The 22,991-nt window shown below is 34.0% G+C and carries 24 protein-coding genes and 2 tRNA genes; 17 read left to right on the top strand and 9 right to left on the bottom strand.

The genetic code is table 11. The annotated features are described in order from the left end of the window. Positions 1–20 precede the first annotated feature (20 nt). Positions 21–902: an MBL fold metallo-hydrolase gene (locus CSE_RS01760; protein ID WP_014452911.1), complete on the top strand. Its 882-nt coding sequence runs from the start codon at positions 21–23 to the stop codon at positions 900–902. 52 nt (positions 903–954) lie between these two features. On the opposite strand, the gene CSE_RS01755 is transcribed toward CSE_RS01760, so the two are convergent. From CSE_RS01755 to CSE_RS01735, 5 genes are all read right to left on the bottom strand, one after another. Continuing rightward, entirely contained in the window at positions 955–1,377 is a 423-nt protein-coding gene (locus CSE_RS01755) for an OsmC family protein (RefSeq protein ID WP_014452910.1), read from the bottom strand. Between the two features lie 80 nt (positions 1,378–1,457). Next, complete coding sequence (locus tag CSE_RS01750) at positions 1,458–2,933, bottom strand: pyridoxal-phosphate dependent enzyme (protein ID WP_014452909.1); 1,476 nt, start codon at positions 2,931–2,933, stop codon at positions 1,458–1,460. Positions 2,934–2,943: 10 nt separating this feature from the next. Further along, a complete protein-coding gene (locus CSE_RS01745; protein ID WP_014452908.1) occupies positions 2,944–3,771 on the bottom strand; it encodes a histidinol-phosphatase HisJ family protein in 828 nt (275 codons plus the stop codon). Positions 3,772–3,782: 11 nt separating this feature from the next. Further along, positions 3,783–4,061 carry a hypothetical protein gene (locus tag CSE_RS01740; RefSeq protein ID WP_014452907.1) on the bottom strand — a complete coding sequence of 93 codons (279 nt, stop codon included), beginning with the start codon at positions 4,059–4,061 and terminating at the stop codon, positions 3,783–3,785. Then, the gene (locus CSE_RS01735) at positions 4,058–4,324 is read right to left on the bottom strand and encodes a sigma factor (protein ID WP_014452906.1); all 267 of its coding nucleotides are present in this window, start codon (positions 4,322–4,324) and stop codon (positions 4,058–4,060) included. Before CSE_RS01735 ends, CSE_RS01740 begins: the two co-directional genes overlap by 4 nt. A 112-nt stretch (positions 4,325–4,436) precedes the next feature. Between CSE_RS01735 and pepV the strand changes: the two genes are divergently transcribed. The 10 genes from pepV (at position 4,437) to CSE_RS01685 (ending at position 12,491) form a co-directional block, all read left to right on the top strand. Beyond that, entirely contained in the window at positions 4,437–5,765 is a 1,329-nt protein-coding gene (gene pepV / locus CSE_RS01730) for a dipeptidase PepV (RefSeq protein WP_014452905.1), read from the top strand. Beyond that, positions 5,734–6,603 carry a DNA-3-methyladenine glycosylase 2 gene (locus tag CSE_RS01725; protein WP_014452904.1) on the top strand — a complete coding sequence of 290 codons (870 nt, stop codon included), beginning with the start codon at positions 5,734–5,736 and terminating at the stop codon, positions 6,601–6,603. Before pepV ends, CSE_RS01725 begins: the two co-directional genes overlap by 32 nt. A 226-nt stretch (positions 6,604–6,829) precedes the next feature. Then, a complete protein-coding gene (locus CSE_RS01720; protein WP_014452903.1) occupies positions 6,830–7,228 on the top strand; it encodes a DUF948 domain-containing protein in 399 nt (132 codons plus the stop codon). Further along, positions 7,215–7,484 (top strand): YtxH domain-containing protein, encoded by a 270-nt coding sequence (locus CSE_RS01715; protein ID WP_014452902.1) that lies wholly within the window; start codon positions 7,215–7,217, stop codon positions 7,482–7,484. Before CSE_RS01720 ends, CSE_RS01715 begins: the two co-directional genes overlap by 14 nt. Before the next feature lie 53 nt (positions 7,485–7,537). Next, a tRNA-Gln gene (locus CSE_RS01710) sits at positions 7,538–7,611 on the top strand. A 3-nt stretch (positions 7,612–7,614) separates the two neighbouring features. After that, positions 7,615–7,689, top strand: a tRNA-Glu gene (locus CSE_RS01705). Positions 7,690–7,732: 43 nt separating this feature from the next. Beyond that, on the top strand, positions 7,733–8,773 hold the full coding sequence (locus CSE_RS01700) for a DUF933 domain-containing protein (protein WP_014452901.1): 1,041 nt from the start codon (positions 7,733–7,735) through the stop codon (positions 8,771–8,773). Further along, a complete protein-coding gene (locus CSE_RS07825) occupies positions 8,770–9,993 on the top strand; it encodes an HD domain-containing phosphohydrolase (protein WP_014452900.1) in 1,224 nt (407 codons plus the stop codon). The genes CSE_RS01700 and CSE_RS07825 overlap by 4 nt, the downstream gene beginning before the upstream one ends. Continuing rightward, the gene (locus CSE_RS07820; RefSeq protein WP_014452899.1) at positions 9,965–11,527 is read left to right on the top strand and encodes a sensor domain-containing diguanylate cyclase; all 1,563 of its coding nucleotides are present in this window, start codon (positions 9,965–9,967) and stop codon (positions 11,525–11,527) included. Before CSE_RS07825 ends, CSE_RS07820 begins: the two co-directional genes overlap by 29 nt. Further along, positions 11,517–12,491 carry a sensor domain-containing diguanylate cyclase gene (locus tag CSE_RS01685; RefSeq protein ID WP_014452898.1) on the top strand — a complete coding sequence of 325 codons (975 nt, stop codon included), beginning with the start codon at positions 11,517–11,519 and terminating at the stop codon, positions 12,489–12,491. The genes CSE_RS07820 and CSE_RS01685 overlap by 11 nt, the downstream gene beginning before the upstream one ends. Here the strand turns inward: CSE_RS01685 and CSE_RS07815 are convergent. Genes CSE_RS07815 through CSE_RS01670 form a run of 3 tightly spaced genes read right to left on the bottom strand, consistent with a single transcriptional unit; the run spans position 12,488 to position 16,125 of the window. Further along, the gene (locus tag CSE_RS07815) at positions 12,488–14,131 is read right to left on the bottom strand and encodes a stalk domain-containing protein (protein ID WP_014452897.1); all 1,644 of its coding nucleotides are present in this window, start codon (positions 14,129–14,131) and stop codon (positions 12,488–12,490) included. The genes CSE_RS01685 and CSE_RS07815 overlap by 4 nt on opposite strands. Further along, complete coding sequence (locus CSE_RS01675) at positions 14,132–15,409, bottom strand: ABC transporter permease (RefSeq protein ID WP_014452896.1); 1,278 nt, start codon at positions 15,407–15,409, stop codon at positions 14,132–14,134. After that, positions 15,406–16,125 carry an ABC transporter ATP-binding protein gene (locus tag CSE_RS01670; protein WP_014452895.1) on the bottom strand — a complete coding sequence of 240 codons (720 nt, stop codon included), beginning with the start codon at positions 16,123–16,125 and terminating at the stop codon, positions 15,406–15,408. The genes CSE_RS01675 and CSE_RS01670 overlap by 4 nt, the downstream gene beginning before the upstream one ends. 70 nt (positions 16,126–16,195) lie before the next feature. On the opposite strand from CSE_RS01670, the gene CSE_RS01665 reads away from it, so the two are divergent. From CSE_RS01665 to CSE_RS01645, 5 genes are read left to right on the top strand one after another with little or no spacing between them, the layout of a single operon-like run. After that, on the top strand, positions 16,196–16,927 hold the full coding sequence (locus CSE_RS01665; RefSeq protein WP_014452894.1) for a hypothetical protein: 732 nt from the start codon (positions 16,196–16,198) through the stop codon (positions 16,925–16,927). Continuing rightward, on the top strand, positions 16,921–18,174 hold the full coding sequence (locus tag CSE_RS01660; RefSeq protein ID WP_014452893.1) for a glycosyltransferase: 1,254 nt from the start codon (positions 16,921–16,923) through the stop codon (positions 18,172–18,174). The genes CSE_RS01665 and CSE_RS01660 overlap by 7 nt, the downstream gene beginning before the upstream one ends. Continuing rightward, positions 18,171–18,353, top strand: coding sequence for a hypothetical protein (locus CSE_RS01655; protein WP_014452892.1), 183 nt, complete (start codon positions 18,171–18,173; stop codon positions 18,351–18,353). The genes CSE_RS01660 and CSE_RS01655 overlap by 4 nt, the downstream gene beginning before the upstream one ends. A gap of 32 nt (positions 18,354–18,385) precedes the next feature. Beyond that, positions 18,386–19,048, top strand: a complete 663-nt coding sequence (locus tag CSE_RS01650; RefSeq protein WP_041726023.1) for a bactofilin family protein — start codon at positions 18,386–18,388, stop codon at positions 19,046–19,048. After that, entirely contained in the window at positions 19,045–20,364 is a 1,320-nt protein-coding gene (locus tag CSE_RS01645) for a polysaccharide deacetylase family protein (RefSeq protein WP_014452890.1), read from the top strand. The genes CSE_RS01650 and CSE_RS01645 overlap by 4 nt, the downstream gene beginning before the upstream one ends. A gap of 90 nt (positions 20,365–20,454) precedes the next feature. On the opposite strand, the gene CSE_RS01640 is transcribed toward CSE_RS01645, so the two are convergent. Next, positions 20,455–22,125 (bottom strand): IS1634 family transposase, encoded by a 1,671-nt coding sequence (locus tag CSE_RS01640; RefSeq protein ID WP_014452655.1) that lies wholly within the window; start codon positions 22,123–22,125, stop codon positions 20,455–20,457. 147 nt (positions 22,126–22,272) lie between these two features. On the opposite strand from CSE_RS01640, the gene CSE_RS01635 reads away from it, so the two are divergent. Then, on the top strand, positions 22,273–22,983 hold the full coding sequence (locus CSE_RS01635) for a polysaccharide deacetylase family protein (RefSeq protein ID WP_014452889.1): 711 nt from the start codon (positions 22,273–22,275) through the stop codon (positions 22,981–22,983). The last annotated feature ends 8 nt before the right edge of the window (positions 22,984–22,991 follow it).

Genomic DNA, 22,991 nt, shown 5'->3' with positions numbered 1-22,991 from the left:
CCATAAAGTGCTATAATCAAATGATGGAACTAAAAAGTGTAAAGAGTGGTATTTTTTACCTCGAGGATTCAACAAACATAGGAATAATTGAATTAAACGATGGATTTTTAATTATCGATGCAGGCATTGATAAGGATAAAGGCAAAAAGATAAAAAGAGTCTTACAGGATTCAGGAATAAAGCCAACTCATCTTCTTCTAACTCATCATCATGCAGACCATACAGGTGGAGCAAGTTTCTTAAAAGAGCAATTTGGCTTAAAAGTTATTGCAAGTATAGAGGAAAAAGTATTTATAGAAAATCCAATCCTTGAGCCAATATATTTATCTTTGGGAAGTAGCCCTAATAAAAATTTTCTTTCAAAGTGGGTTAAAAGTAGTGAAGTCAAGGTAGATTTAGCAACTTACGAATTTGATAAACTCACTTACGATGATTTTGAAATCATTAATCTTTCAGGGCATTCAATCGGAATGGTAGGCTTAAAAATTGAAAATATTTTGTTTTCAGCAGATGCATTCTTCTCAAAGGAAGTCCTTGATAAATATATAGTTCCTTATTTCCATGATCTTGAAAAGTTTGAATATTCCTTAAATCTAATACCTACCTTTAACTATGAATTTATAATACCATCGCATGGAAAAGCATACACTAAAAGTGAAGGAGATTCGATAATTCGATATAACATTGATAGGATAAACGAAATAAAAGAGAAAGTCTTTAACACTTTAATTAAGCCAAAAACCTTACAAGAAATTTTATTTAATCTCGAAGTTTTTCCCCACGATCCTGTAACCTACACACTTATTGAAAGTTCAATAAGATCTATACTTAATTACTTCATAAATAATGATGAAATTGAGCAGTTTGTGGAAAATGAAAAATTGCTTTACAGAAGAAAATAGGAAGGGCTATATCGACCCTTCCTTACACCTTTCAAAAACGAATTACAATTACTTATTTTATTATTTCATAAGAAGTTGTAATTTCTGCGGCCTTTGAAAGCATTGCCTGTGCTGAGCAATATTTTGTTTTCGAAAGCTCTATTGCAGTTACAAACTTATCCTCTGGCACATCACCGTAAACAATATACTTTATATGAATCTTTGTATAAACCTTTGGATGTTCATCTGCTTTATCTGCTTCGATTTCAATTCTAAAATCTTTATAAGGAACTTTCATCTTATCAAGGATAGAAATGACATCCTGCCCAGTACAACCTGCAAGTCCCATAAGCAAAAGTTCCATAGGTCTTGGGCCTGCATTATGCCCGTTGAAAGTTTCCGGACCATCCATCACAACCCAAGAGTTGGAATTTGCCCTTGCAATCACAGTAAGCCCATATGCCTGCTTTAATTCAACCTTAACTTTTTCTCCCATTTTTTCCTCCTAAAAATTATTACTTTACCGATTATAAATAAAAAATGGGGGAGTGTCAAGCACTCCCCTTAACGACAATACTATCGATATTTCTTTATAAGACCGACTTTCTCATTGAATTCTCTTATGTATTCATCCCATTTCTTATAAGACTCCAGACGTTCAATAAAGTAGTTATCGTTATACCATTGTTCATTTAATTCCTCAACAGTTTTCCCTTGTTGCTCCACCCATGTAAAATATTTTAGGTTGTGCATTCTCTTCTTATCGTAGTAGTTCATTTCAATCATCCAATCGGTTGTTATGCCCATAAGATACCTTTCAAAATCCTTTGCTGCTTCAATTTCGCTGTATTCACCATATTGCTCTCTTAACTCCTGAATTCTCGATTGATATAGTTCCATTGAGTCAGTTGCAACGGTAAATACTGTATCATGCTCGGTCATTTCGTAGTACTTTGCCATCTTTATTGCACCAACAATATTTGCAATGGAAGATATTCCAAGAAGGTCAAGTTTATCAACAAGTTCAGCGGGCACAAACCTCTTGAGGTACTTTCTTCCTTCTGGCTCATTAAACAACCTCAAAATGTGCATTGTGTATTCGTCGTCAATATCAACAACCATATCAAGGTTCTTTACATCGATAACCCAGGGCACATGTTTGTCTCCAATCCCTTCAATTCTGTGGGCACCATATCCATTGTAAAGAAGCGTTGGGCATTGAAGTGCTTCGCCTGCACCAATTTTGATCTTTGGGAATTTTTGTCTTAAGTAATTTCCTGAACCGAGCGTGCCACCAGATCCTTGGGTTAAGAACAATGCAGTAAATCTATCTCCTTCTCGCTTGTTATTCTCAAAAACTTCTTCCATTGCAGGACCCGTCACCGCATAGTGCCAAACAGGGTTTCCAAACTCTTCAAACTGGTTTAATACAACAACTTCATCTGGATATTTCTGCTTCAACTCTTTTGTCTTGTCGAAAACTTCCTTTACATTACTTTCAACGCCAGGGGTTGCATAAACCTCTGCTCCGATGCTTTTAAGCCATTCAAACCGTTCTTTTGACATTCCTTCGGGAAGCACTGCAATTGCCTTACAACCAAGAAGTGCTGAGTTATATGCACCACCCCTACAATAGTTTCCGGTTGATGGCCACAACGCCTTTTGTCTTGTCGGGTCAAATTCACCGCGCACAAGTTTCTCAACAAGTGGTCCAAATGTTGCGCCAACCTTGTGCGCACCTGTTGGGAAAAATTTTCCTAAAAGGATAAAAATTCTTGCCTTTACACCAGTAAGTTCTTTGGGAAGTTCAATATAATTTACTCCATCAAAACCACCACCAAATTTAACAGGTTCGTTTTTCCATGTAATTCTAAAAAGGTTTCTTGGATGTAAATCCCACAAACCAATGTTTTTTAATTCCTCTTTTATGCCCTCTGGTATCTTCTTGGGATCTCTCATTTCTTCATAGGTTGGGATAATAATGTTTTTTTCTCTTGCTCTTTCAATTGTCCTTCGAAGGACTTCTTCATTTACAACAAAATCCTTACTCATCTTTTGCCTCCTATTTTAATAAATCGCTTAGTTTAGAAACCTTTACCTTATTTCTCATTTTATATGAAACAGCATCAAAATCAAAAACACTCATTGCAAATAGGACTGACTCTTCTAAATGCGCATTAAATTGCTTTACAGAGTGAGCATCCGACCCTAAAATAACTTCATGTCCACCCAATTTTTTATAGAGTTCTAAAACTTCTCTTGAGGGGTATGGTTCCGAAAACCCCTGTCTAAAGGCAGATGCATTAATCTCGATAACTTTGCCTTTTTTAATTATCTTTTTTAATATTTCGGTTAATATATCAACGTATTTATCAATATGAAATTCGCCGTAAAAATTTTTCCCATAACGCTTAATAACATCAATATGTCCAACAATATCGTAGTAGTCAGTTTCCACAAGATTCAAAACCTCTTCAAAATATCGCATGTAAGCAGTATATTCATCAACACCATCAAAATAACCGACTCCGTGCGGGCCTGAGATGGTGTAGCCATTCACCCTGTGCACGGAGCCAATGATATAATCATAAGGTTTTGTTAATACTTCCTCCTCAATTGCGCTGTGCATGGTGCTTTGGTAAGTTAACTCTACTGCAAAAACAAATTCAAAACTATCACCTACAAAGTCCTTTAGTCTTAAGTATTCTTCATACACCTTATCAAATTTATAGTATCCAAAGTCTTTATCAAGTGGATCAAGATCTATATGCTCGGAAAAACCCAAATAAGAAAGGCCTCGTTCTTTTGCCAAATTCACATAGTTCATAGGTTCTTCTTTTGAGTCTTTTGAATATTTAGTATGTACATGCAAATCTTCAACTATTTTCATAACCTTATATTTTATTCAAAATCCTTTATTCTGAAAAACTTTTCGTTTATTCTTTGGACTCCCTCAATTCCTATTTCTTCGAGAATGAGTTTGCGCAAGTTCTCTTCAAACTTCTTCTTTCTTGAAATATAGGTTGTCCGAGGAATCCCCAACTTTCTTGCAATCGTAGAATCGTTATCATAAGGAACCCTCTCATAACGCAAATACCAATAAATTTCAAATTCCTTGCGGTTTAACTTCTTCGAAACTTTGTCAAAAATAAGTCCAATTTCATAGTCTAATAAGTTCACATTTCCTCCCAATTGTCCAAAGATATTTCTTTTCCTCTTCGCTCTAATTCGCTTTTTACGAATCTATACATTGCTCTGTTAACAATCCTCTTCATAACAAGTAAAAACTCTTCCTCTCTAAGACCTCTATAGTGCTCTATGTTCTCGTAATATGCAAGAAAGCCTTCCTGAAAGAGATCCTCAATCGGTAGGTTAAAATTCTTACCATAGTAAATAGCAAGCATTCTTACATAATCCTTCAATAAACTAAATTTATCGTCCATTTTATAACTACCTCCTGCTTTAAATATACGAAAATATTTTCGCATTATATACTATAGCAAAGGTGTCGAAAAATTTCAAAAACATGTTAAAATAACTTGAAGGAGGCTTATTATGGAAAAATTCATAGACGAAAATAAGCAAAGGCTTGTTGAAATTACACAAGAAATCATTAGGATTCCAAGTGTAGAAGATAATCCTACGGAAGGAGCTCCATTTGGAGAAAATGTGAAGAATGCACTTTTGCTTGCACTTCAAATTTCAAAAGATCTCGGTTTTAGAACAGTTAACATTGATAATATTGTGGGATATGCAGAATTTGGAGAAGGGAAAGATGTAATAAGCGTACTTGGACACCTTGATGTTGTTCCCGAGGGAACTGGTTGGACTTATCCACCGTATGGAGCAGAAATTCACGATGGAAAAATCTACGGCAGAGGCGCTATCGACGACAAAGGCCCAACAATGGCTGCACTTTTTGGTGCATATACTCTTAAAGAAACCGGGGCAAAACTTTCGAAAAGAATAAGAATCGTTTTTGGGACAAACGAGGAAACAGGCTGGAAATGTATGGCACATTTCAAGAATGTAGTCCATGACCCACTTATTGGCTTTACCCCTGATGCGGAATTTCCCTTGATTAACAGAGAAAAAGGAATTTTAAATGTAACACTACGAAGTGATTTTAATTCAAAAAACGAAGAAGTAAAAATTACTGGTGGAAACCGTCCAAATATGGTGCCCGACTACGCAAAGGCAGAGTTTAATGATGAAGTTTATTTAAAAGATCTTGAAGAAGGAGTTGAAGTAAAAGGAACGATTGTTGAGGCGCATGGAAAATCTGCGCACGGTGCTCTCCCAGAGCAGGGGGTAAATGCAATTGTTAAACTGTCAAATGCAATCGTCGATGTAGTAAAACATCCGGAAGTTAAAAAAGTTCTTGAATTTATAGTTAAACATGTTGGAACTGATGTCTACGGCGGGCTCATGGGTATTGCAAATGTTGATTCTCTTTCAGGAAAATTAACGATGAACTTAGGCGTAATTGAAATAAATGAATCTTCGGGAATATTAACTTTCAACATAAGGTATCCAATCTCTGACAATTTTGAGCGTATTATTTATGGCTTTAATAAGGTGGCAGAAGTTTACGGCTTGAAGGTTTCAGAATATAGAAATCAAAATCCTCTTTATGTAAAGGAAGACTCGGAGTTAGTAAAAATACTTCTTAACGTATTTGAAAAGACAACGGGAAGAAAAGGTTATACGCTTTCAATTGGTGGCGGTACATACGCAAGAGCGATGGATTTAGGTGTTGCCTTTGGCCCAACATTCGAGGAGATGGAGAAAGTTGAACATATGGCAAATGAATATATCGCAATAGACCATCTTGTGAATTTAGCAAAAATCTATGGGAATGCACTCTACGAACTTGCAAAATAGTTTTGAAATTAAATTAAAAGACTTCTCCTTGGAAAAAACTCTCAATTGTGGACAAACATTTAGGTTTTTTAACATAGGCGGTTACTATTATTACCCTTATGGAGATAGCGTTATAAAATTACAAGAAAGTGTTAATAACGACATTACAACCCTCAAAGTAGAAATTTACGGCACATATCTTTCAAAAGATGAATTTTCATCAATTTTTGGATTAAATCACGATATTGATTATATAAACAAAAAAATTATTCAAATTACACCAATCTTGAAGGAAGCAATTGAGTTTTCAAAGGGTATAAGACTTATACAAATGCCACCATACGAAACAACAATATCTTTCATATTTTCGATACAATCACAAATACCTGTAATTACTTCAAGACTCAATAAACTTGCGGAACTTACAAACAGACAAATTGAAATAGACAATATGAAATTCTACTTGTTTCCCAAAAGAGAAGACATTCTTGAACTTCCAATTGAAGCAGTGCATTCTTTGAAATTAGGCTTTAGAGAAAAATTCTTTCTTAATCTCATCAAAAACTATACAATGGAAGATTTCGAAAACCTTAGGGATAAACCTTACGAAGAAAAAAAGAATTTCCTAACCTCAATTCTTGGAGTCGGTGACAAAGTATCTGAGTGCATTATACTTTTTGGCTACGGAGACCTTACAGGGTTCCCAGTTGACACTTGGATTAAAAAGGGGTTAGAAAAAATTTTTAATGTAAGAGGTTCAACAAAAAAACTTACAGAGCTTGGTAGAAAAACTTTTGGAAGTCTTTCAGGTTATGCACAGCAATATATTTATTACTATATGCGCACTTTCAAACGGTAGTTGAAAATATTTGATATTGTAGTAAAATATAATGGAACTCTGGGAGGTGCGTGTTAAACTTAGCGGATTGGGGCCAACACAATAGTCTTGGGAGTGGATGCACCAGAAGGTATGAAGCCTTCGGGCTTCCCAGAAAAGTGCTTAAACTCCCACTTGTCCTTCGGGACTCCAGAATCTGCTAAGTCACGGCCTACCTGGGGTTCCCTTTTATAAGGAGGTTTAAAAAATGAGTCTCACCATAGCGGTTTGGATAATTGCAATAAGTCTTCTTTTAGGTGTAGCAGGGACTTTTATATTTCTTTTAAATTTTCAAAGAGACATAACAAAGACGCTTACAGAAGTTGAAATAACGCTTAAAACTCTTCAAAAAAATATAGATGCTATTTCATACGAACTCGAGAAAACACTTAAAAATACAACAGGCATAACTGAGGAAACCAAAAACCTCATTAGAAATATAAATACAATCACAAGTTTAAATGCAATATTTACACCTCTTACCCAAATTGGCAGTCAAAAAGATATAATTTCACGTATTTTAAATATCGGAAAAATTGCCTTGGGTGTTGTCCAGGGATACAATCTTTACAAAAAATTAACAGGAGGTAAAAATGAGCGAGAGTAAAGTTGAATCATTCATTGGCGGTTTATTCATTGGCGCATTAGTTGGATTTATAGTTGGAATACTATACGCACCGCAATCAGGAGAAGAAACAAGAAAAATAATTAAAGAAAAAGGAATTGAGATTACGGAAAAGGCAAAAGAAAAAGGCGAAGAACTAAAGGAAACGGCCACTCAAAAAGTTGAAGAAGTTAAAGAGAAGGCAAAAGAAATTTTGAAGAAAAAGGGAGTTGAAATTCAGGAAGAAGAAATAAAGTAATTCAATAAAACCTATTGAAAATTTTTCCTATTTCCTTATAATTAAACTTGCACTGGGAAGTCGTCTAATGGTAGGACAGGGGACTCTGGATCCTCTAATGATGGTTCGAATCCATCCTTCCCAGCCAGGTGGCGTAGTAGAACAACGGTTAGTTCGGGGGGCTCTCAATCCCCAGATCAGGGTTCAACTCCCTGCTACGCTACCATTTTTTATTTTTTTATTTTTCAAGAAAAGAGGTATAATTTAATATGAAAGTTGCGATTACAGGACTACCACAAAGTGGCAAAACTACCCTCTTTAAGGCCCTTGTTGGAAAAGATTTTCCTGTAAGTTTTGAAAAAGAAAACATTTCTGATGTAAAAGTTTTCGATCAAAATATCATTGAGCTTTCCAATGTTTTCAAACCAAAGAAAACAACATTTGCAACAGTGACCTTTGTAGACTTACCAGGAATTCCATCAGGGGTAGAACAGGCAAAGAGGAGAAACGAAATACTTTCGTCTATAAGGCAATTTGACGCTCTTATAACTGTCATTGATGCTTTTACGAAAGATGACTTTGAGACAGATATTAAAATCTTTGAAAATGATTTGATTCTTCTCGATCTTGATGTTGTTGAAAAAAGACTTGAAAGACTTCAAAAAGAAAAGTTAACGCAAGACAAGGTGCTTGAACAAAAAACACTTCAAAAATTTAAAGATGCACTTGACTCAGAGACACCTCTTCGATCACTTGAACTAACTGATGAAGAGCGCCTTGCAACAAAATCCTTTGGGCTTTTTACACTAAAGCCAACACTATATCTTATAAACATTTCAGAAGAAAAAATCCCTCAAAGAAGTAAGATAGAAGAAGCTTTGAGAAAAAAGTTTAATTACAAAAATACAGAGTTTGCAGTAATACCGGTTTTACTTGAAAAAGAAATTTCACAACTTACAGAAGACGAAAAGAAAGAATTTTTAAGTTCGTATAACCTTGAGAAAGAGGCAATAAATGAAGTTTTGGAACTTACTATGAAACTGCTTAACTTGGATGTATTCTACACAGTTGGTGAGGATGAGGTTAGGGCATGGCTCTTTGAGAAAGGTCTTAATGCCAAAAAAGTGGCAGGCAAAATTCACTCTGACATTGAGCGTGGATTTATAGCAGCAGAAGTTATCTCCTACGAAGACTTTAAAAGTGTAAATTTCTCTTTCAAGGACGCTAAATCCAAAGGACTTTTGAGAATTGAAGGAGCAAATTACATTGTTAAAGACAAAGAGATAGTACACTTTAGGTTTAATGTATGAATAGCATTCTAACGATAATTTCGGTTTTGTTAGTTTTATCAATTGGCTTATTAGTCTACACGGTTCTCAAATTAAGAGAGGCCAATTTAAAAATCGCAAAACAAACTTTGATTCTTAATTCAGTGCAAAAACTCTCAAGGAAAATGTACCAACTTGAAAATAGAGAATTTTTCTTCACTGAGATGTGGAGTATCCTTAAGCAAATTACAGATGCAAATGAATTTACTTATTTTAAATTCGATGGCATTGATGCACTCATTCCCGAATTCGTTGAAGGAATATACAAAGAACAAATTCTAAAGTCAAGACTTAAAATTGGTGAGGGTTTTTCAGGGAAAGTTGCTCTCGATAAAACTCCCCAATACTTAAACGGCGCAAACAAAAGTAGTATCGCAAAACATGTCCCGGGCACTCCAAATGAGGATTCAGCACTTCTTGCTGCACCTGTCATTTTCAATTCTGAACTTTATGGAGTTATACTTTTAACGAAACTTGGAGGGAAATCCTTCAATAAAGAGGAACTTAATATAACAGAAATTTTTGTGAATATGGCATCAAGCCTTATTGCAGGAAGTAGATTGGTTAGCACAATTAAATCGGGTTTTATTGACATGCTCAAGACACTTATTACTGCTGTTGAACTTAAGGACACATATACAGCAGGACATTCCCTTAGGGTCTCAAGAATTTCTGAAATTATTGCTAAGAATATGGGACTTCCCAAAAATGAAGTTACCAAATGTAAAATTGGAGGTCTCTTGCACGACATAGGTAAGATTGGCATCTCTGAAGAAATCCTCAAAAAGGATACACCTATTACCCAGGACTTACTTACTGAAATTTTTAGGCACCCAGAGTTGGGCTACAGATTGATTAAAAAACTTAAAACACTCGAAGGTGTTTCTGAAACAGTACTCTATCATCATGAATGGTATAATGGTAGAGGCTATCCGAAAGGTTTGAAGGATGGACAAATTCCAATTTCAAGTAGAATTGTACATGTTGCAGATGCAATTGATGCAATGGTATCTGGAAGGCCACACTCTAAGAAAAAAACGCTCGATGAAACATTCTCGGAACTTGTAGATTTTAGCGGTACTCAGTTTGACCCAAAAGTAGTACAGACAGTGCTTAATTCAAAAGATGAAGTAAAGTCGGTATATGCTGAAGAAATAAAAGAGACTATTTTAGATGACGAAGAGTTATTCGAGGTTTTATAGGGTTATTGCAGTAGTTTCTTCGATTGCTGTAATTTTAGTTCTGATGTATATCTTTGTGCATGCTTTAGTAAATGGAGACCAAACACTTGCAAAAGAAAACCACATACTCGAAGCATTCATAGTTGCGATTCTCTTTTTTGCCTTTGAAGAATTTTCACTTAAGCGCATTGAAATACTTGAAAATAATTATTATCAACTTGTCTCAGAAAATAGAATAAAAGACGAACTCATTAAAATGAATAATTTTGATAATTTGATCAAAACATTTAGAAACTACTTTGAATCTAAATACAATACATCCTTCTTTGTCTTCATAAAGACAGGTAATCAAATCACCTCCATATTAAGCGATTATCCTAAGGAAAATCTTATAAAAGAAATCAACAATCCAATAAGAACAGTAAAAGTAAAACTCGATGATTCAGAATGCATATTTATACTCAAAGGTGATTCAAAAGAACAGATCATAAATCTCAAATATGAACTTACAAAACTTTGGGACACGATAGAAAATAAATTTATTCTCGAAAAAAACAAAAAGGATTTGGAAAAACAAAAAGAATATATTGAAAGATTAAACAATCTCGTTGAGTTTTCTTCAAGGATAAGTGGCACTCTTGTCCTTGAGGAAACTTACATGTGGATAATAAAGGCATCAAATGCATTATTTAATGCAGATTCTGTAAGTTTACTTAACACTTCCAAAGGCAAAGGTCAATATAAATTCATCGGCTCAAGAAACGTAGATCTAAAAGAACTCTCCGAAATCGAAAATAGCATTAATTCTCCATATTTCGGAGAGCACATCGATGCGATTATAAGAACAGGAAGGATAAACTATATCCCTAATACAGATGAATTTCCTGGTTGGGCTATCACAACCTACAGTCCAAAATCGTGGATTGGAATTCCACTATTCGACTTGGAAGAATCCGTCTTCATTATCATCAATGTTGGCAAAAATGTGCCCTATTACTTTTCCGAAGAAGATATAAAATTTGCTGAAATCTTCAAGAAAAACATAAATATTGCACTTACCAAAAATCTTTTACTTGAAAGATATAGAATGGATTCAATTACTGATCCTCTAACAAAACTTTACAATAGAAGAGAATTTGAAAGTAGGCTTGCCTACGAAATTACCCAATCACAGAGATACGGAACAAAATTTGCTTTGCTTCTAATGGATCTTGATAAATTCAAGAGTTTAAATGACACATTTGGGCATCCAGTTGGAGATACTCTTTTAAAGGAATTTGCAGATGTTGTAAGAAATTCAATAAGAGCATCTGATATTCCATTTAGAATCGGAGGAGATGAGTTTGCAGTCATTCTTACGCATACCGATAAATCAAAGGCAAAAGAAATTGCAAGAAGAATTAAAAATAACCTTTCAAAAATTAATTTAGGAGTCACTTTCAAACCAGGTGTTTCGATTGGCATTAAAGAATACAATAATGAAGGGAGAAACGAATTTATTACGGAATGCGATAAACTGCTTTACATAGAAAAGTTAAAGAAAAATGAAGGATGATTTAGAACAAATTTTAAAAAGTTTTGGGGAAATTGAAAGCAGTCTCACAATAGAGGAGGCGCTTTGGAAGCTTTCAAACCTTACATTGTTTATCTTTAAAGCAGAATCAGTTACAATAATGGACGTATCAGAAATTCCATACCACTTTGTTGTTCTAAAAAACGTAGATAGCACCGCTGCAAGCGAACTTGAAGAATCGCTCTTCAAAGGAAAGAACGAAAAAAATCTTAAGATTATTAAAGAAACAAAGTCACCACTTATTTTGGAAGATACTTTGAAATACGAGTTCTGGCTTAAGGTTGGAAATTCTCCTCGCTCTTGGATTGGCATTCCAATTTTAGTTGATAATGAAGTAAAATACATAATAAACATTGATAGCTACACGCCCAACTTTTACAATGATGATTTTCAAGGGCTTGCCGAGGCATTTTCAATGTATGCATCAAGCGTAATTGAAAAAAACAAATTAATTGAACAACTTTTTAAAACAGCGGCATTCGATAAACTTACCGAAGTTCAAACAAGACAACAACTTTTTGACGAATTGAAAAGAAATATTGACAGATATAAACGATACGGAGTCAAATTTTCGTGCCTAATGCTTGATTTGGACAAATTTAAAAACATAAATGATACATATGGACATAACATAGGCGATATTGCACTTAAAAGTTTTGCAAAAGTCATTAAAGAAAACTTACGACAATCTGACTACATATTTAGATTTGGTGGGGACGAATTTATAATCAAACTCGAAGAAGCGAAGGAAAACGAAGCATACCTCATAGCAAAACGACTAAAGGAATTGATTTCTTCTGTTAAAATTACAGAAAGCCTAAATCTTTCAACATCAATAGGAGTAAAAGAATATAAAGGTGAAAGTTTAGAAGAGTTCCTTAAGAAACTTGATGAAGCACTCTATAAGGCAAAAAAGAGTAAAGAGGGTATTGTAATTTCAGACTAATCAATTCTTATAATTCCTTCAATGTCTATTTTTCTTTTGATTTCATCCCACCCTACCTTAAATCCCAATGCTTCCATTACAAAACGGAGTGGCACGTATGTTCTTGAATTTTCAATGAAAGGTGCAACATCCATAGAAAATGTATTTCCTGAAACCGTGTAATCTTTACTGCCAATCTTTAAAACAATGCAATTATCTTCAATAACAACACTTCTTGTTTTTGAAATATAAGATACTTTAAAACCAAGGGCCTCCGCTAAAAATCTTATGGGGACAAATGTCCTTGAGTCTTTAATAATAGGTGCCACATCCATCGAAAAAGGCTCGTTATTGACAAGATATGATTTATCGCCCACTGTAAATGTGAGAGCATAAAACTTGTAAAAATGGTTTACGATAACCTCTTTTGTTCCCTTTGGAATAAAAATGTCACTAAAAATTGTAGTTTCCGATCTTTCTTCTCCAAGATTATTTTTTACAGTGTAAGAAACTGCACTTCCTTCTTTTAATGTGCTTTTAAACGATATATCCCCAAAATTAAAAAGTGGATGCCTAAAAAGAACTGCACCATTTGTGCTAATATATGAATTAAAAACCTCAAGTTCCGTATCGCTATAAGAAATGCTATCAGGATTTATGCCAATAAAAACTTCAAGGTTTCCTTTTGTTAATACCTTAATTTTATTTGCAACAACCGTTGCGTAATCAGGCGTTTCCTCTAAGTTTGAAAGATAAACCATAGGTATCACAAAATCAAGAATTCCATTAAACGTATCTCCAAAATAGGCAAAATTCACCTTTTGATAGGCATATGATTTCTTGATTGAGGGCGCATTCTTTATAAGGTCAAACCTATACCCACGGGAAACAAGAAACGCGCCAAATTTAAGATTAGGCTTTAATTGTTGTGCGTAATTTTTTAATTCTGTTGCGACATCTTTAAGTACCTTTTCTCTTAAATTTACCCATTTCAAAATATCATTGTCACCTTGCTCGTAAAGGGTAAACATGGTTTTCCAGTCCGCAGGCTTAATAAATGTTTTATACGCAATATTCTTTACATAATCCATATCTATGCCTGCACTTGTCCCATACGATATGAAAGCATTAGAAAAATCATAAGACCCGTTTGGATACCTTATGTAGTCGAAAACAATCCCATCAATATCGTATTGAAGAAGTTCTGAAAGAAACAATTTGATGTAACTTATGTAGTTTTTTGAAAGAAGACTTATATAGTAAGTATTCTTCTCGTATCCAAGATTTCCCATAAGATCTTCTGGATGTATTGTTCCGTAATACTTATCCATCATTACAGGAAAGTATGCATAAACCTTTAAACTATATTTTCGTGCACTTCCAATTATTTGTGGAAGTGCATTAGTAAAGACTGGAAATTTTTTTGAAGGAAAGGTAACTTGGCCTTCTGGTGTTTTCGTTAAGACAAAAATTGCATTGTATCCATAATTGCTAATTTCTTTTAAAGAGTTATCAATCCCCCGCTTTGTTAGTTCGTCAACCCGAACACAAATCCCCTTAAGTTTATTTAATTTAGGAATTGTTTGATAACTTGAACCCAAAGAAACTGGGGCTTGAAATAAAAGTATAAAAATTAAAGTTAGAATTAAAATTCTTTTCATTTATTTCCCTAAAAGTGAAATTTTCATTCTCTTTACTTTGGTTGTAAAAATTCTATCTGACGATACAATTCTTGTTGCAACAACGATTGCAATCGATGAAAACAAAAGCAAATATAAAACACCTATATAAACGATTGAAGTTGACCCAAAAAGTATCTTTTGAGAAGCGATAAAAGGATATGAGAATGGTATAAGGTATACAAGAATTTTAAGTGGAATACTCAGTGTGTCAATATTAGTAAAAAGCGAAAGGAAATACGGAATCATTATAAGTATCATAAGAGGCGTTAAATACATCTGCGCAGATTTTGTATCCTCCGCAAACACTGCAAGAATACTTGCCAAAGCAAGAGATGCAACAATTGTAAGGAAAAGTAAAAGTCCTATATAAAAATATTGCACTGGCGTATAAACAAGGCCTAACGCTTTGAGAAGAGAGGAGCCTTGAGCAGTCGAAAACTCGCCCATAGAGATACCATTAAAATAACTTCGCATACCTACAAGGTAAAACGCAGAAATAATGAGAGCCATAATAGAGGAAGCAAGCATCTTCGAGAGGATTATAAAAGGTCGCCTTACAGGCACAGTCATCAAGGTTTCTAAGGTCTTATTTTCCTTTTCGCTTGCAATAAGACTTACAATCATCTGTGATGCAAATATTATAACAAAGGCAAGAATTATCGGAACAAAAATCACCTGAGACATAAGCAAATTCGAAACCATTTCAGGTGATGCATTGCCCAATTTTCCATTTACAACAACATATTCTTTTAGTGCAATGGGGTTTTTAATTATTGCAGGATCAATATTTGTGAAATTCTTTATGTACATATTTGAGAGGGTTTCAGAAACAGCCGAGATGACAGTTTTTACCTTTGCAGGTTGTGAGACTGACATTACCGAGATACCCCTTATCAACGAATATACTTTCATTTGAGGTTGCTTAAACGCTTTAATACTTTCTTCAAAACCAGGTGGTATTTCAATTACCACATCAATTTTCCGCATTTCTGCGTAAGCTATAGGGGGGACAAAACCTCCATAATATACTTCAGGTAGCGCAACAGATTTCAAATTCTCGATAAATTGTGATGAGATTGTGCTTTTGTCGTAATCCACAACCAATACCGGCTGTGGACTCGATGCCTTTTTTGTCTCAGTTTGCATAACATTTCCTATTAATCCATAAAAAATAACAACTATCACCAATGGCACAAGTAATTGTGGCGTGATTATTTCTTTAATATCCTTTTTCAAAAGATTTAGAAAGTTTTTCATCTTACAACCTCCATAAAGACTTCTTCAAGATTGCGTGCACTATATTTATCTTTAAGGCCAACAGGAGTCCCTATGTCAAGGATTTTTCCTTTGTCAATCAAAGCAACTCTATCAGAAAGAAACTCAACTTCAAGCATATTGTGAGATGAAAGAAGAACAGTTACACCAAGTTTCACGAAGTCTTTAATAATGTTCCTTATTTCTATAGAATTTACAACATCGAGTCCCGATGTTGGCTCATCTAAGATTGCAAGTTTTGGAAGATGCATCAATGCCCTTGCTAAAAGAAGTTTCCGTGTCATGCCCTTGCTATAAGTTGAAACTTTGTCTTTTATCCTATCACCAAGGTTTGCAATACTTTTTCCTCTTTCAATAATTTCATCAAACTCTTCTTTTGATTTCGCATAAAACCCTGCCATAAACTGAAGGTATCCTAACCCAGAAAGTGTCTTATAGGCACCTGCTTCTTCCGGAAGATATGTTATAATCTCCCGTATTTTTTCATCATCGCTACCCAATTTATAACCAAAAATACTCACACCTCCTGAATCTTTTTTTATAATTGTCGAAAGGATTCTCAAAGTAGTTGTCTTTCCTGCACCGTTAGGACCTATAAGGCCAAATATTTCACCTTCTTCAACTTCAAAATTAATTCCATCCACCGCTTTAACATCACCATAATACTTTGTAAGATTCTCCACAACAATTGCTTTCATACATACCTCCTCATTAAAACAGTTTAATATACTTTGATTTTTTTTCAACTAATTTATAATAATCAATAGTATGAAAGAAAAGTTTACACCGCATAGAGCATATAGAAAAGTCAAAATTGAGAAAAAAGAGATTTTTAGCCTCATTATTGCAACTTTATTAATAGTTTTAGTTATTTACTTTTTTCTTCCAAAGATTACTATCTTTTGGGCAAGTTTTACAATAAAATACATAAACTTAACCGAAGTAAACATTGTTAAAACACAACACTTTCATCTTTACACACTTGACATACCAGGCAAATTTCCATCAACCAAATATTCAGTTTCAGTTTTGATAGTTTCTATCGTTATGCTTTTGTTCCTCTTTCTTCTAAGACCTCATATGATAAAATACTTTTTTGTATATATAGACTTAATTTTAGTCGCTTCATCAATTTATTTTATATTTTTTAAACAACTTTTTCCGTATAACCTCACAAAACTTTTAGAGATGCTAACATATATTCAAGCATCAATTCTCATTTTAATTCCCATTATCGGTTTTATGTCAACTGTATTCTTCAAAACAAAATTCTACAAGAAGTTACTTTTCGTAGTTTCTATTCTCGTATATGCAATAGTGTTTCATACTTTAAGATTTGCAACATTTGTATATATAACAAAAAATTTTTCTTATTTATTTACTCCTTTGCTCTTTTTCGTGTTCGGTCCATACTTTGATGCCATTTATTTTGTTGCATTCTTCTCTCTGTTTGTGGCAAGTTCCGTAAAACAAATAGAAAAAGAGGCTTTCCAATGGTAGGAGTAATACTGTTTATTTCAAAAGTTTATGCGGTTGCATTAACAATAGTGCTGCTGGTTTACACTATACGACACTATATTTTTAGTTTTAATAGAATTTTTGGAAAACAAAGAATAAGCTACGGAGAAATCGTTGATTCTGACTTGCCATTTGTTACAGTTCTCATACCTATGCACAATGAAGAAAAAGTCGCAAAAGATATTCTAATATCGTTGGTTCTTTCCACCTATCCAAAAGATAAACTTGAAATTACTCCTATAGATGACAATTCTAATGACAATACTTCGAAAATTTTGAAAAATTTTGCAGAAAAGTATGAATACATAAAACCTTTATTTAGAAACAGTGAAAAACGAGGAAAACCTCACTCTTTGAACGATGCATTGAAACTTGCATCTGGAGACATAATTGTTGTATTTGATGCAGACTACCTTCCAGGAAAAGGACTTATTAGAGAATTGGTGATAAACTTTATTGATCCTGGCGTTGGCGCTGTTATGGGAAGAGTAGTTCCACTAAACATTTCAAAAAACATCCTTACCCGGCTAATAGACCTTGAAAGGATTGGTGGATATCAAGTTGATCAACAGGCACGATATAACCTTAAACTCATCGCTCAGTATGGAGGGACAGTTGGCGCATTTAGAAAAGAGCCCGTAATCTTAACAGGAGGCTTTAATGAAAATGTTCTTGCCGAAGACACAGAGTTAACCTTCAGGCTTTATTTAATGGGATATAAAGTCATTTACGCAAATAGAGCAGAATGCTACGAAGAAGTCCCAGAAAAGTGGGAAGTAAGAGCAAAGCAAATAAGAAGATGGTCTTGCGGACACAATCAGGTAATGTTTCAGTACATTACTAAAATCATCTCTTCAAACAAACTTTCATTTTTAGAAAAAATAGATGGAATCTTGCTTCTCAATGTTTATCTTGTGCCATTTTTGATTTTTTTAGGAATAATAAATTCGATATTTCTTTACTTCTCTTCAGAGTACTTTTACTTCATTATTCAAACGTTGTTTTCCGTTTCTTTATTGCAATCTTTTGGCAACTTTGCACCCTTTTTCGAAATTGCAGTTGGCGCTTATCTTGACGGAGTTTCTGAAAGAGTCAAGTTGTTGCCACTCCTTGGAATTAATTTCTTTTTTGAAATGTGGTTTTCAACTCTTGGATTTTTTGATGCATTGCGGTATGTAATTACAAAGAAAGAACTGAAATGGCAAAAGACAGAGAGGTTTAGAGAATGATTATAGTATTACTATTTTTGGTTTTGGCTTTTATTCCTTTTTTCCTTGCAATAATTGAAGTTGTATCCAAAAGAGACATTCTTCCTTTAAATATAAACTTCTCATTTACAAGAGACCCAAGATTCTTTGGAAAATCTTTTAGACATAAAATTGAAAATGTTGTAAAAATGATATCTTAGAAGACTTATTAAAAGAAAATAGAAGATTGTACTTGAAAAATGACGAGATATTGTTGCTTTATGAGTTCAGAACTGGAGATAATTTTGAAACAGAAAATATCATTTATACACTAAAAGATCTATACATTGGCAAAAATTGTAGACTTAAAGAAGTATATTCAAAAGGAACTCTTTACGTAGATGAAAACTCTGAAGTTAGGGCAATTGCATCAGACTCCGATATGTTTCTTGGAAAGAATGTTTTTATTAAAAGATGGATAGATTCTATGAAAAGTATTTTTGTTTCTGCAAAGTGCAATTTAGGAGTTGTTGCAAGCGCAGGAGAAAATATTGTATTGTCTCAAGGCGTAAAGTTCGAACGGCTTTTTGCAAAAAGGATAATGACATATAACATAGCCAAAGAAAAGGAGAAAGATTCATATATAATTGGAACAATTAAATCTGATGAAGACATTGAGATAAAGGGAAACATTGAAATTGTTGGGAATCTTATAAGTGAAGGAAAAATAAAACTTCATGATAATGTAGCAGTAAAAGGTAATGTATTTTCTCAGGTTGATATAGAACTAAACAATGGCATAAGAATAGGGATTGAGAACAAAATCAAATCTGTAGTTGCAAATGGAAAAGTAATACTTGGTGAAGATGTAATAGTATATGGTTTTATTTCCTCTAAAGAAGGCGAAACAAAATGAAATGGAAAATAACATTTCTAATTATATTTGTATTGATTTTGTCCGCTTTAATAATTGCTCTTAATAAAAAGACAGACCAATATTATAGCATTGTCCTCGCTTACAACCCAAATGAATATTCTTTTCCGATTGAAGCCTACAAAAGTGTTTTAGATGAGCTGAAAGTGCCATATAAGCTTGAGAGCGTCTTCGATCTTGTTTCAGAAAATCCAAAAAACTATTATAAAATTCACAAAGCAATTATCTTTATGGACGAAGTCAATAAGTATCTACCGAACGAAGTAGTTCCATTTCTTAAAGAATATACTAACGAGGGCGGCTCAGTGTTGGTTGCTTTTGACGTAGGGGTTCTAAATCAGGATAAAACCTATAGAAACAGAGGGATACTTTCAGAAATTCTTGGCATAAGCAACATCAATTTTGGAAAATATAAAGAAAAAACCTTTGTTGAAGGGAGTTTGTTCTTAAAATCTCATGAATCGGCAGAAATTCTTAAAATACCACCTTACAAACTTGAAAACGGAAAATTTGTTTCGGGATATATGTACGGCAAGTTGTTATATCCAAGCCCTGTTGTCGAACCAATTACCGTGAAAGATGAAGAGGTGTTAGCATATTTACAAACAACAAATGGAGAAAAATTCCCCTCGATAACTCTAAGAAAAACAAAAGGATATATAATGTATGTTTCAATTCCCCTTGGATATTTGAAGTCCTATTCTGATGACTTTCCATTAAGAACTATACTTTCATCATTTCTGTTTGAAATAGTAAAGGTGCCGCATATATTGGCAGCTCCATATGGCATTCCAGGACTTGTTATTAATCTGCATATAGATTCAAATATTGATTACAACTCAATACCATACCTTGAAAACAATGGCTTTCTAAATAAAGAGATTGAATATTCAATCCACATTTGCGCAGGTGATTTTAGAGACTATCCTGGAGATAATTTAGGTTTTGATGCTTGTGGAAAAGGAAAAAAATTCGTTTTAGAACTTACAAAATTCGGAATTATAGGTGACCACGGAGGTTGGGCTCACAATTATTTCTCTTCGCTTTTAAATCAAAACGCCCTCTCAGAAGAAGAAATAAAAAATTACATAGACAAGAATACCCAATGTCTTGAAAATATTATTGGATATAAAATTAAGGAATATTCTGCACCTAATGGAGTCCATCCAGAAGTAGTTACAAAAATTCTTGAAAGCGAAGGATTTAATTCGTATTACTATACAGGAGATAACGGATCCGTACCAAACAGGACCTTCCTAAACGGTTCAATGGTTTCTTCTCCCGACTTTATCAGTTGACCTTGAACCAACCCGCATAAATCCTAAGAATTAATTTTTAAAAACCTTCATTTTGCTACTACAAACTTCTGTTTGATCTTTTTGTTCTGATTAGATTCTTAACTCTTCAAAGGGAGTAATGTTTTTTGGAGGTTTAATATGAAGTATTTTAAGAATCTTGTTACCAAGCTCATCCCACTTTGTTTTAAGATAGAATGAATGTCCTTCTGCACTAAATTCTGTAAGATTCATTAAGTTGAGTGCTTCTTTGATTCTTTCAGGTGATGCTTTGATATTATTCTCTTTAAGTGTTAGTTCAAGCGTTCTTTCAAGAAGGAAAGAGAGGAAACAAACAACAAAGTGGCCTTTGATTCTTTTTTCGGTCCAGTGGAAGATTGGCCTAACCTCCAACGTACTCTTCATTATCCTGAATGATTCTTCTATCTTCCATAGAGCATGGTGTGCATCAAGAATGTCATTTACATTCATATCAGTCTTGCTTACCTCTATTGCATAGTATCCATCAAACATCTCATCCCTTGACATTGCATTTTTATCCAATTCCCAGTTCAGCTTGTTTGTCTCCTTGAGGTATTTTCTTCCTCCACGCTTCAAGCTTCCACTGATAGCAGAAGGGTTATCAAGAAATTTTACTCCTTTATCAATCAACCTCTGCCTATCCTCTCTATCCTTTTGAGCTCTCAAGGGAGAATAAGTTACAAGGAGCTTCTCTTTGAGGTCATACAGTTTGTTATCTGTATCTCTTACAGTATTTACATAATCAAGCAGCTTGTATCTGAAGGTTTCTTCATCTTGGCTTGAATCGGCTGAATTGAGGTTAAGGGTATCTTTCCCTTTTATTGTGACGTACCCCTCTTCATTCAGGATACTTTCCTGCACATCCTTCTTCATGCTCTTTATGCGTGATGAAACAATGTAATCATACCCTTTATCTTTGATTTTCTTTAAGTTGAGCTTTGAATTTAGCCCTCTGTCTGCAACGATGATTACCCTGCGTATGCCAAACCTTCCACTGAGTTTATCAAGGGACGACTCAAGTGTCTTACCTTCAAAGGTATTGCCAGGAAAGAGTTCATATCCTATTGGCCGACCAACCATATCAATGAGCAGTCCTAAGACAACCTGCACTTCATTAACCCTATTTTCTTTGCTGAATCCAAAGTCTCTTAATGTATCCTTCTTTACGCTTTCAAACCTGAATGTTGTTGCATCATAGAAGACAACATCAACATTCATATTGAATAGGCTCTTCTGTTTGTTAAAAAGGTAATCTTCAATTGTTTCTTTATGCTCTGATAGTATGTCAAGGGAACGATAGAGGTGGTTTAATCCTACAGAAGGAAGATTAGCATAGTGCAGTTGATTGTTGTATGTTCCAAGCTTACTCTTTGGATTCATAAGGTGTTCTGCTGCCATTAAGAAGATAGAAGTGTTTAAGTCAAACTGGATATTTGTTTTCTCTCTCATATCATTAAGCAGTTTATTTAATCCATAGTTATCCCAGAGTTTCTTGTAGACAGCATAGCCAGTATTAACGACATTTCCACCTTTTACCGTATTCAGGTCAATCATATCCTTAAACTTTGATAGTTCTGCAAGGCGAAGGCCTAATCTTCCAAACATTGGGTTGTTCTCAATCATATCTAATCTACCAAGGTTAAGGATCACCTTGTGCTTTATGATACTTTTTTCTTTGTCTCTGTATGCCGAGACTATGGAGACATACTTATGCTTTCCAGACTTAGTAACTTTTACAAACATATCCTATTGTATCATAAATATTAAAAAATGCAAGCAAAAACAAGAAATAAATGATAAAATATTGCTACTACAATTTTAAAAAACAAAAAATTACAGCTACATAAATACTACATTCTTTAGATAAAAATACTCAAAAATGAAGAGTAAGTGATAAAGTCAGGAAAAAATTACATAGACAAGAATACCCAATGTCTTGAAAATATTATTGGATATAAAATTAAGGAATATTCTGCACCTAATGGAGTCCATCCAGAAGTAGTTACAAAAATTCTTGAAAGCGAAGGATTTAATTCGTATTACTATACAGGAGATAACGGATCCGTACCAAACAGGACCTTCCTAAACGGTTCAATGGTTTCTTCTAATATAGTTGCATTCCCGATAACCTCGTATAAGAAATATGCATCTCTCTACGAGATGTATCAAGGTGGAGTAAGTAGTAAAGAAGTCGAGAAATTTTTAAATGACCTTACGAATTATGCTATTAAAACCAAAACAGTTAGGCTTTTTTATTCGCACCCATATGACTTCCCTCTATACGAAGATGCATTAAGAAAATATTTTCTAAATTTGATAAATCTTAAAAATGAAGGCAAAATCCAAATAAAACCTATGAGTTATTTTGCCGAATTCTTTCAAAATCTTTTTAGCGCAAAGTTTGAAATAGATTTAAACAAAAAAATAATTTTAGTTAATGGGAGATGTTTAAATGGATTTGTAATTGCACTCCCAAAAGAGTTTATCGCAAAACCTGAAACACCAGGAATTCAAGTCGAAGTTGACGAAAATTACACATATCTTAAAATACTTGAAAAGGATAAAACAAATGTGAAAATTCCATTCGAACTAAAAAACTAATTTGTAAA

The sequence above is a fragment of the Caldisericum exile AZM16c01 genome (genome assembly GCF_000284335.1).
GTDB lineage: Bacteria > Caldisericota > Caldisericia > Caldisericales > Caldisericaceae > Caldisericum > Caldisericum exile.
Note: the sequence above shows the minus strand (reverse complement) of the source record. Positions and strands in the feature narration are given on the sequence as shown.

Coding starts and splice junctions, on each gene's coding strand:
- CSE_RS01760 (WP_014452911.1), top strand. CDS start 21: ATGATGGAACTAAAAAGTGTAAAGAGTGGTATTTTTTACCTCGAGGAT.
- CSE_RS01755 (WP_014452910.1), bottom strand. CDS start 1,377: ATGGGAGAAAAAGTTAAGGTTGAATTAAAGCAGGCATATGGGCTTACT.
- CSE_RS01750 (WP_014452909.1), bottom strand. CDS start 2,933: ATGAGTAAGGATTTTGTTGTAAATGAAGAAGTCCTTCGAAGGACAATT.
- CSE_RS01745 (WP_014452908.1), bottom strand. CDS start 3,771: ATGAAAATAGTTGAAGATTTGCATGTACATACTAAATATTCAAAAGAC.
- CSE_RS01735 (WP_014452906.1), bottom strand. CDS start 4,324: ATGGACGATAAATTTAGTTTATTGAAGGATTATGTAAGAATGCTTGCT.
- pepV (WP_014452905.1), top strand. CDS start 4,437: ATGGAAAAATTCATAGACGAAAATAAGCAAAGGCTTGTTGAAATTACA.
- CSE_RS01725 (WP_014452904.1), top strand. CDS start 5,734: ATGGGAATGCACTCTACGAACTTGCAAAATAGTTTTGAAATTAAATTA.
- CSE_RS01720 (WP_014452903.1), top strand. CDS start 6,830: ATGAGTCTCACCATAGCGGTTTGGATAATTGCAATAAGTCTTCTTTTA.
- CSE_RS01715 (WP_014452902.1), top strand. CDS start 7,215: ATGAGCGAGAGTAAAGTTGAATCATTCATTGGCGGTTTATTCATTGGC.
- CSE_RS01700 (WP_014452901.1), top strand. CDS start 7,733: ATGAAAGTTGCGATTACAGGACTACCACAAAGTGGCAAAACTACCCTC.
- CSE_RS07825 (WP_014452900.1), top strand. CDS start 8,770: ATGAATAGCATTCTAACGATAATTTCGGTTTTGTTAGTTTTATCAATT.
- CSE_RS07820 (WP_014452899.1), top strand. CDS start 9,965: ATGACGAAGAGTTATTCGAGGTTTTATAGGGTTATTGCAGTAGTTTCT.
- CSE_RS01685 (WP_014452898.1), top strand. CDS start 11,517: ATGAAGGATGATTTAGAACAAATTTTAAAAAGTTTTGGGGAAATTGAA.
- CSE_RS07815 (WP_014452897.1), bottom strand. CDS start 14,131: ATGAAAAGAATTTTAATTCTAACTTTAATTTTTATACTTTTATTTCAA.
- CSE_RS01675 (WP_014452896.1), bottom strand. CDS start 15,409: ATGAAAAACTTTCTAAATCTTTTGAAAAAGGATATTAAAGAAATAATC.
- CSE_RS01670 (WP_014452895.1), bottom strand. CDS start 16,125: ATGAAAGCAATTGTTGTGGAGAATCTTACAAAGTATTATGGTGATGTT.
- CSE_RS01665 (WP_014452894.1), top strand. CDS start 16,196: ATGAAAGAAAAGTTTACACCGCATAGAGCATATAGAAAAGTCAAAATT.
- CSE_RS01660 (WP_014452893.1), top strand. CDS start 16,921: ATGGTAGGAGTAATACTGTTTATTTCAAAAGTTTATGCGGTTGCATTA.
- CSE_RS01655 (WP_014452892.1), top strand. CDS start 18,171: ATGATTATAGTATTACTATTTTTGGTTTTGGCTTTTATTCCTTTTTTC.
- CSE_RS01645 (WP_014452890.1), top strand. CDS start 19,045: ATGAAATGGAAAATAACATTTCTAATTATATTTGTATTGATTTTGTCC.
- CSE_RS01640 (WP_014452655.1), bottom strand. CDS start 22,125: ATGTTTGTAAAAGTTACTAAGTCTGGAAAGCATAAGTATGTCTCCATA.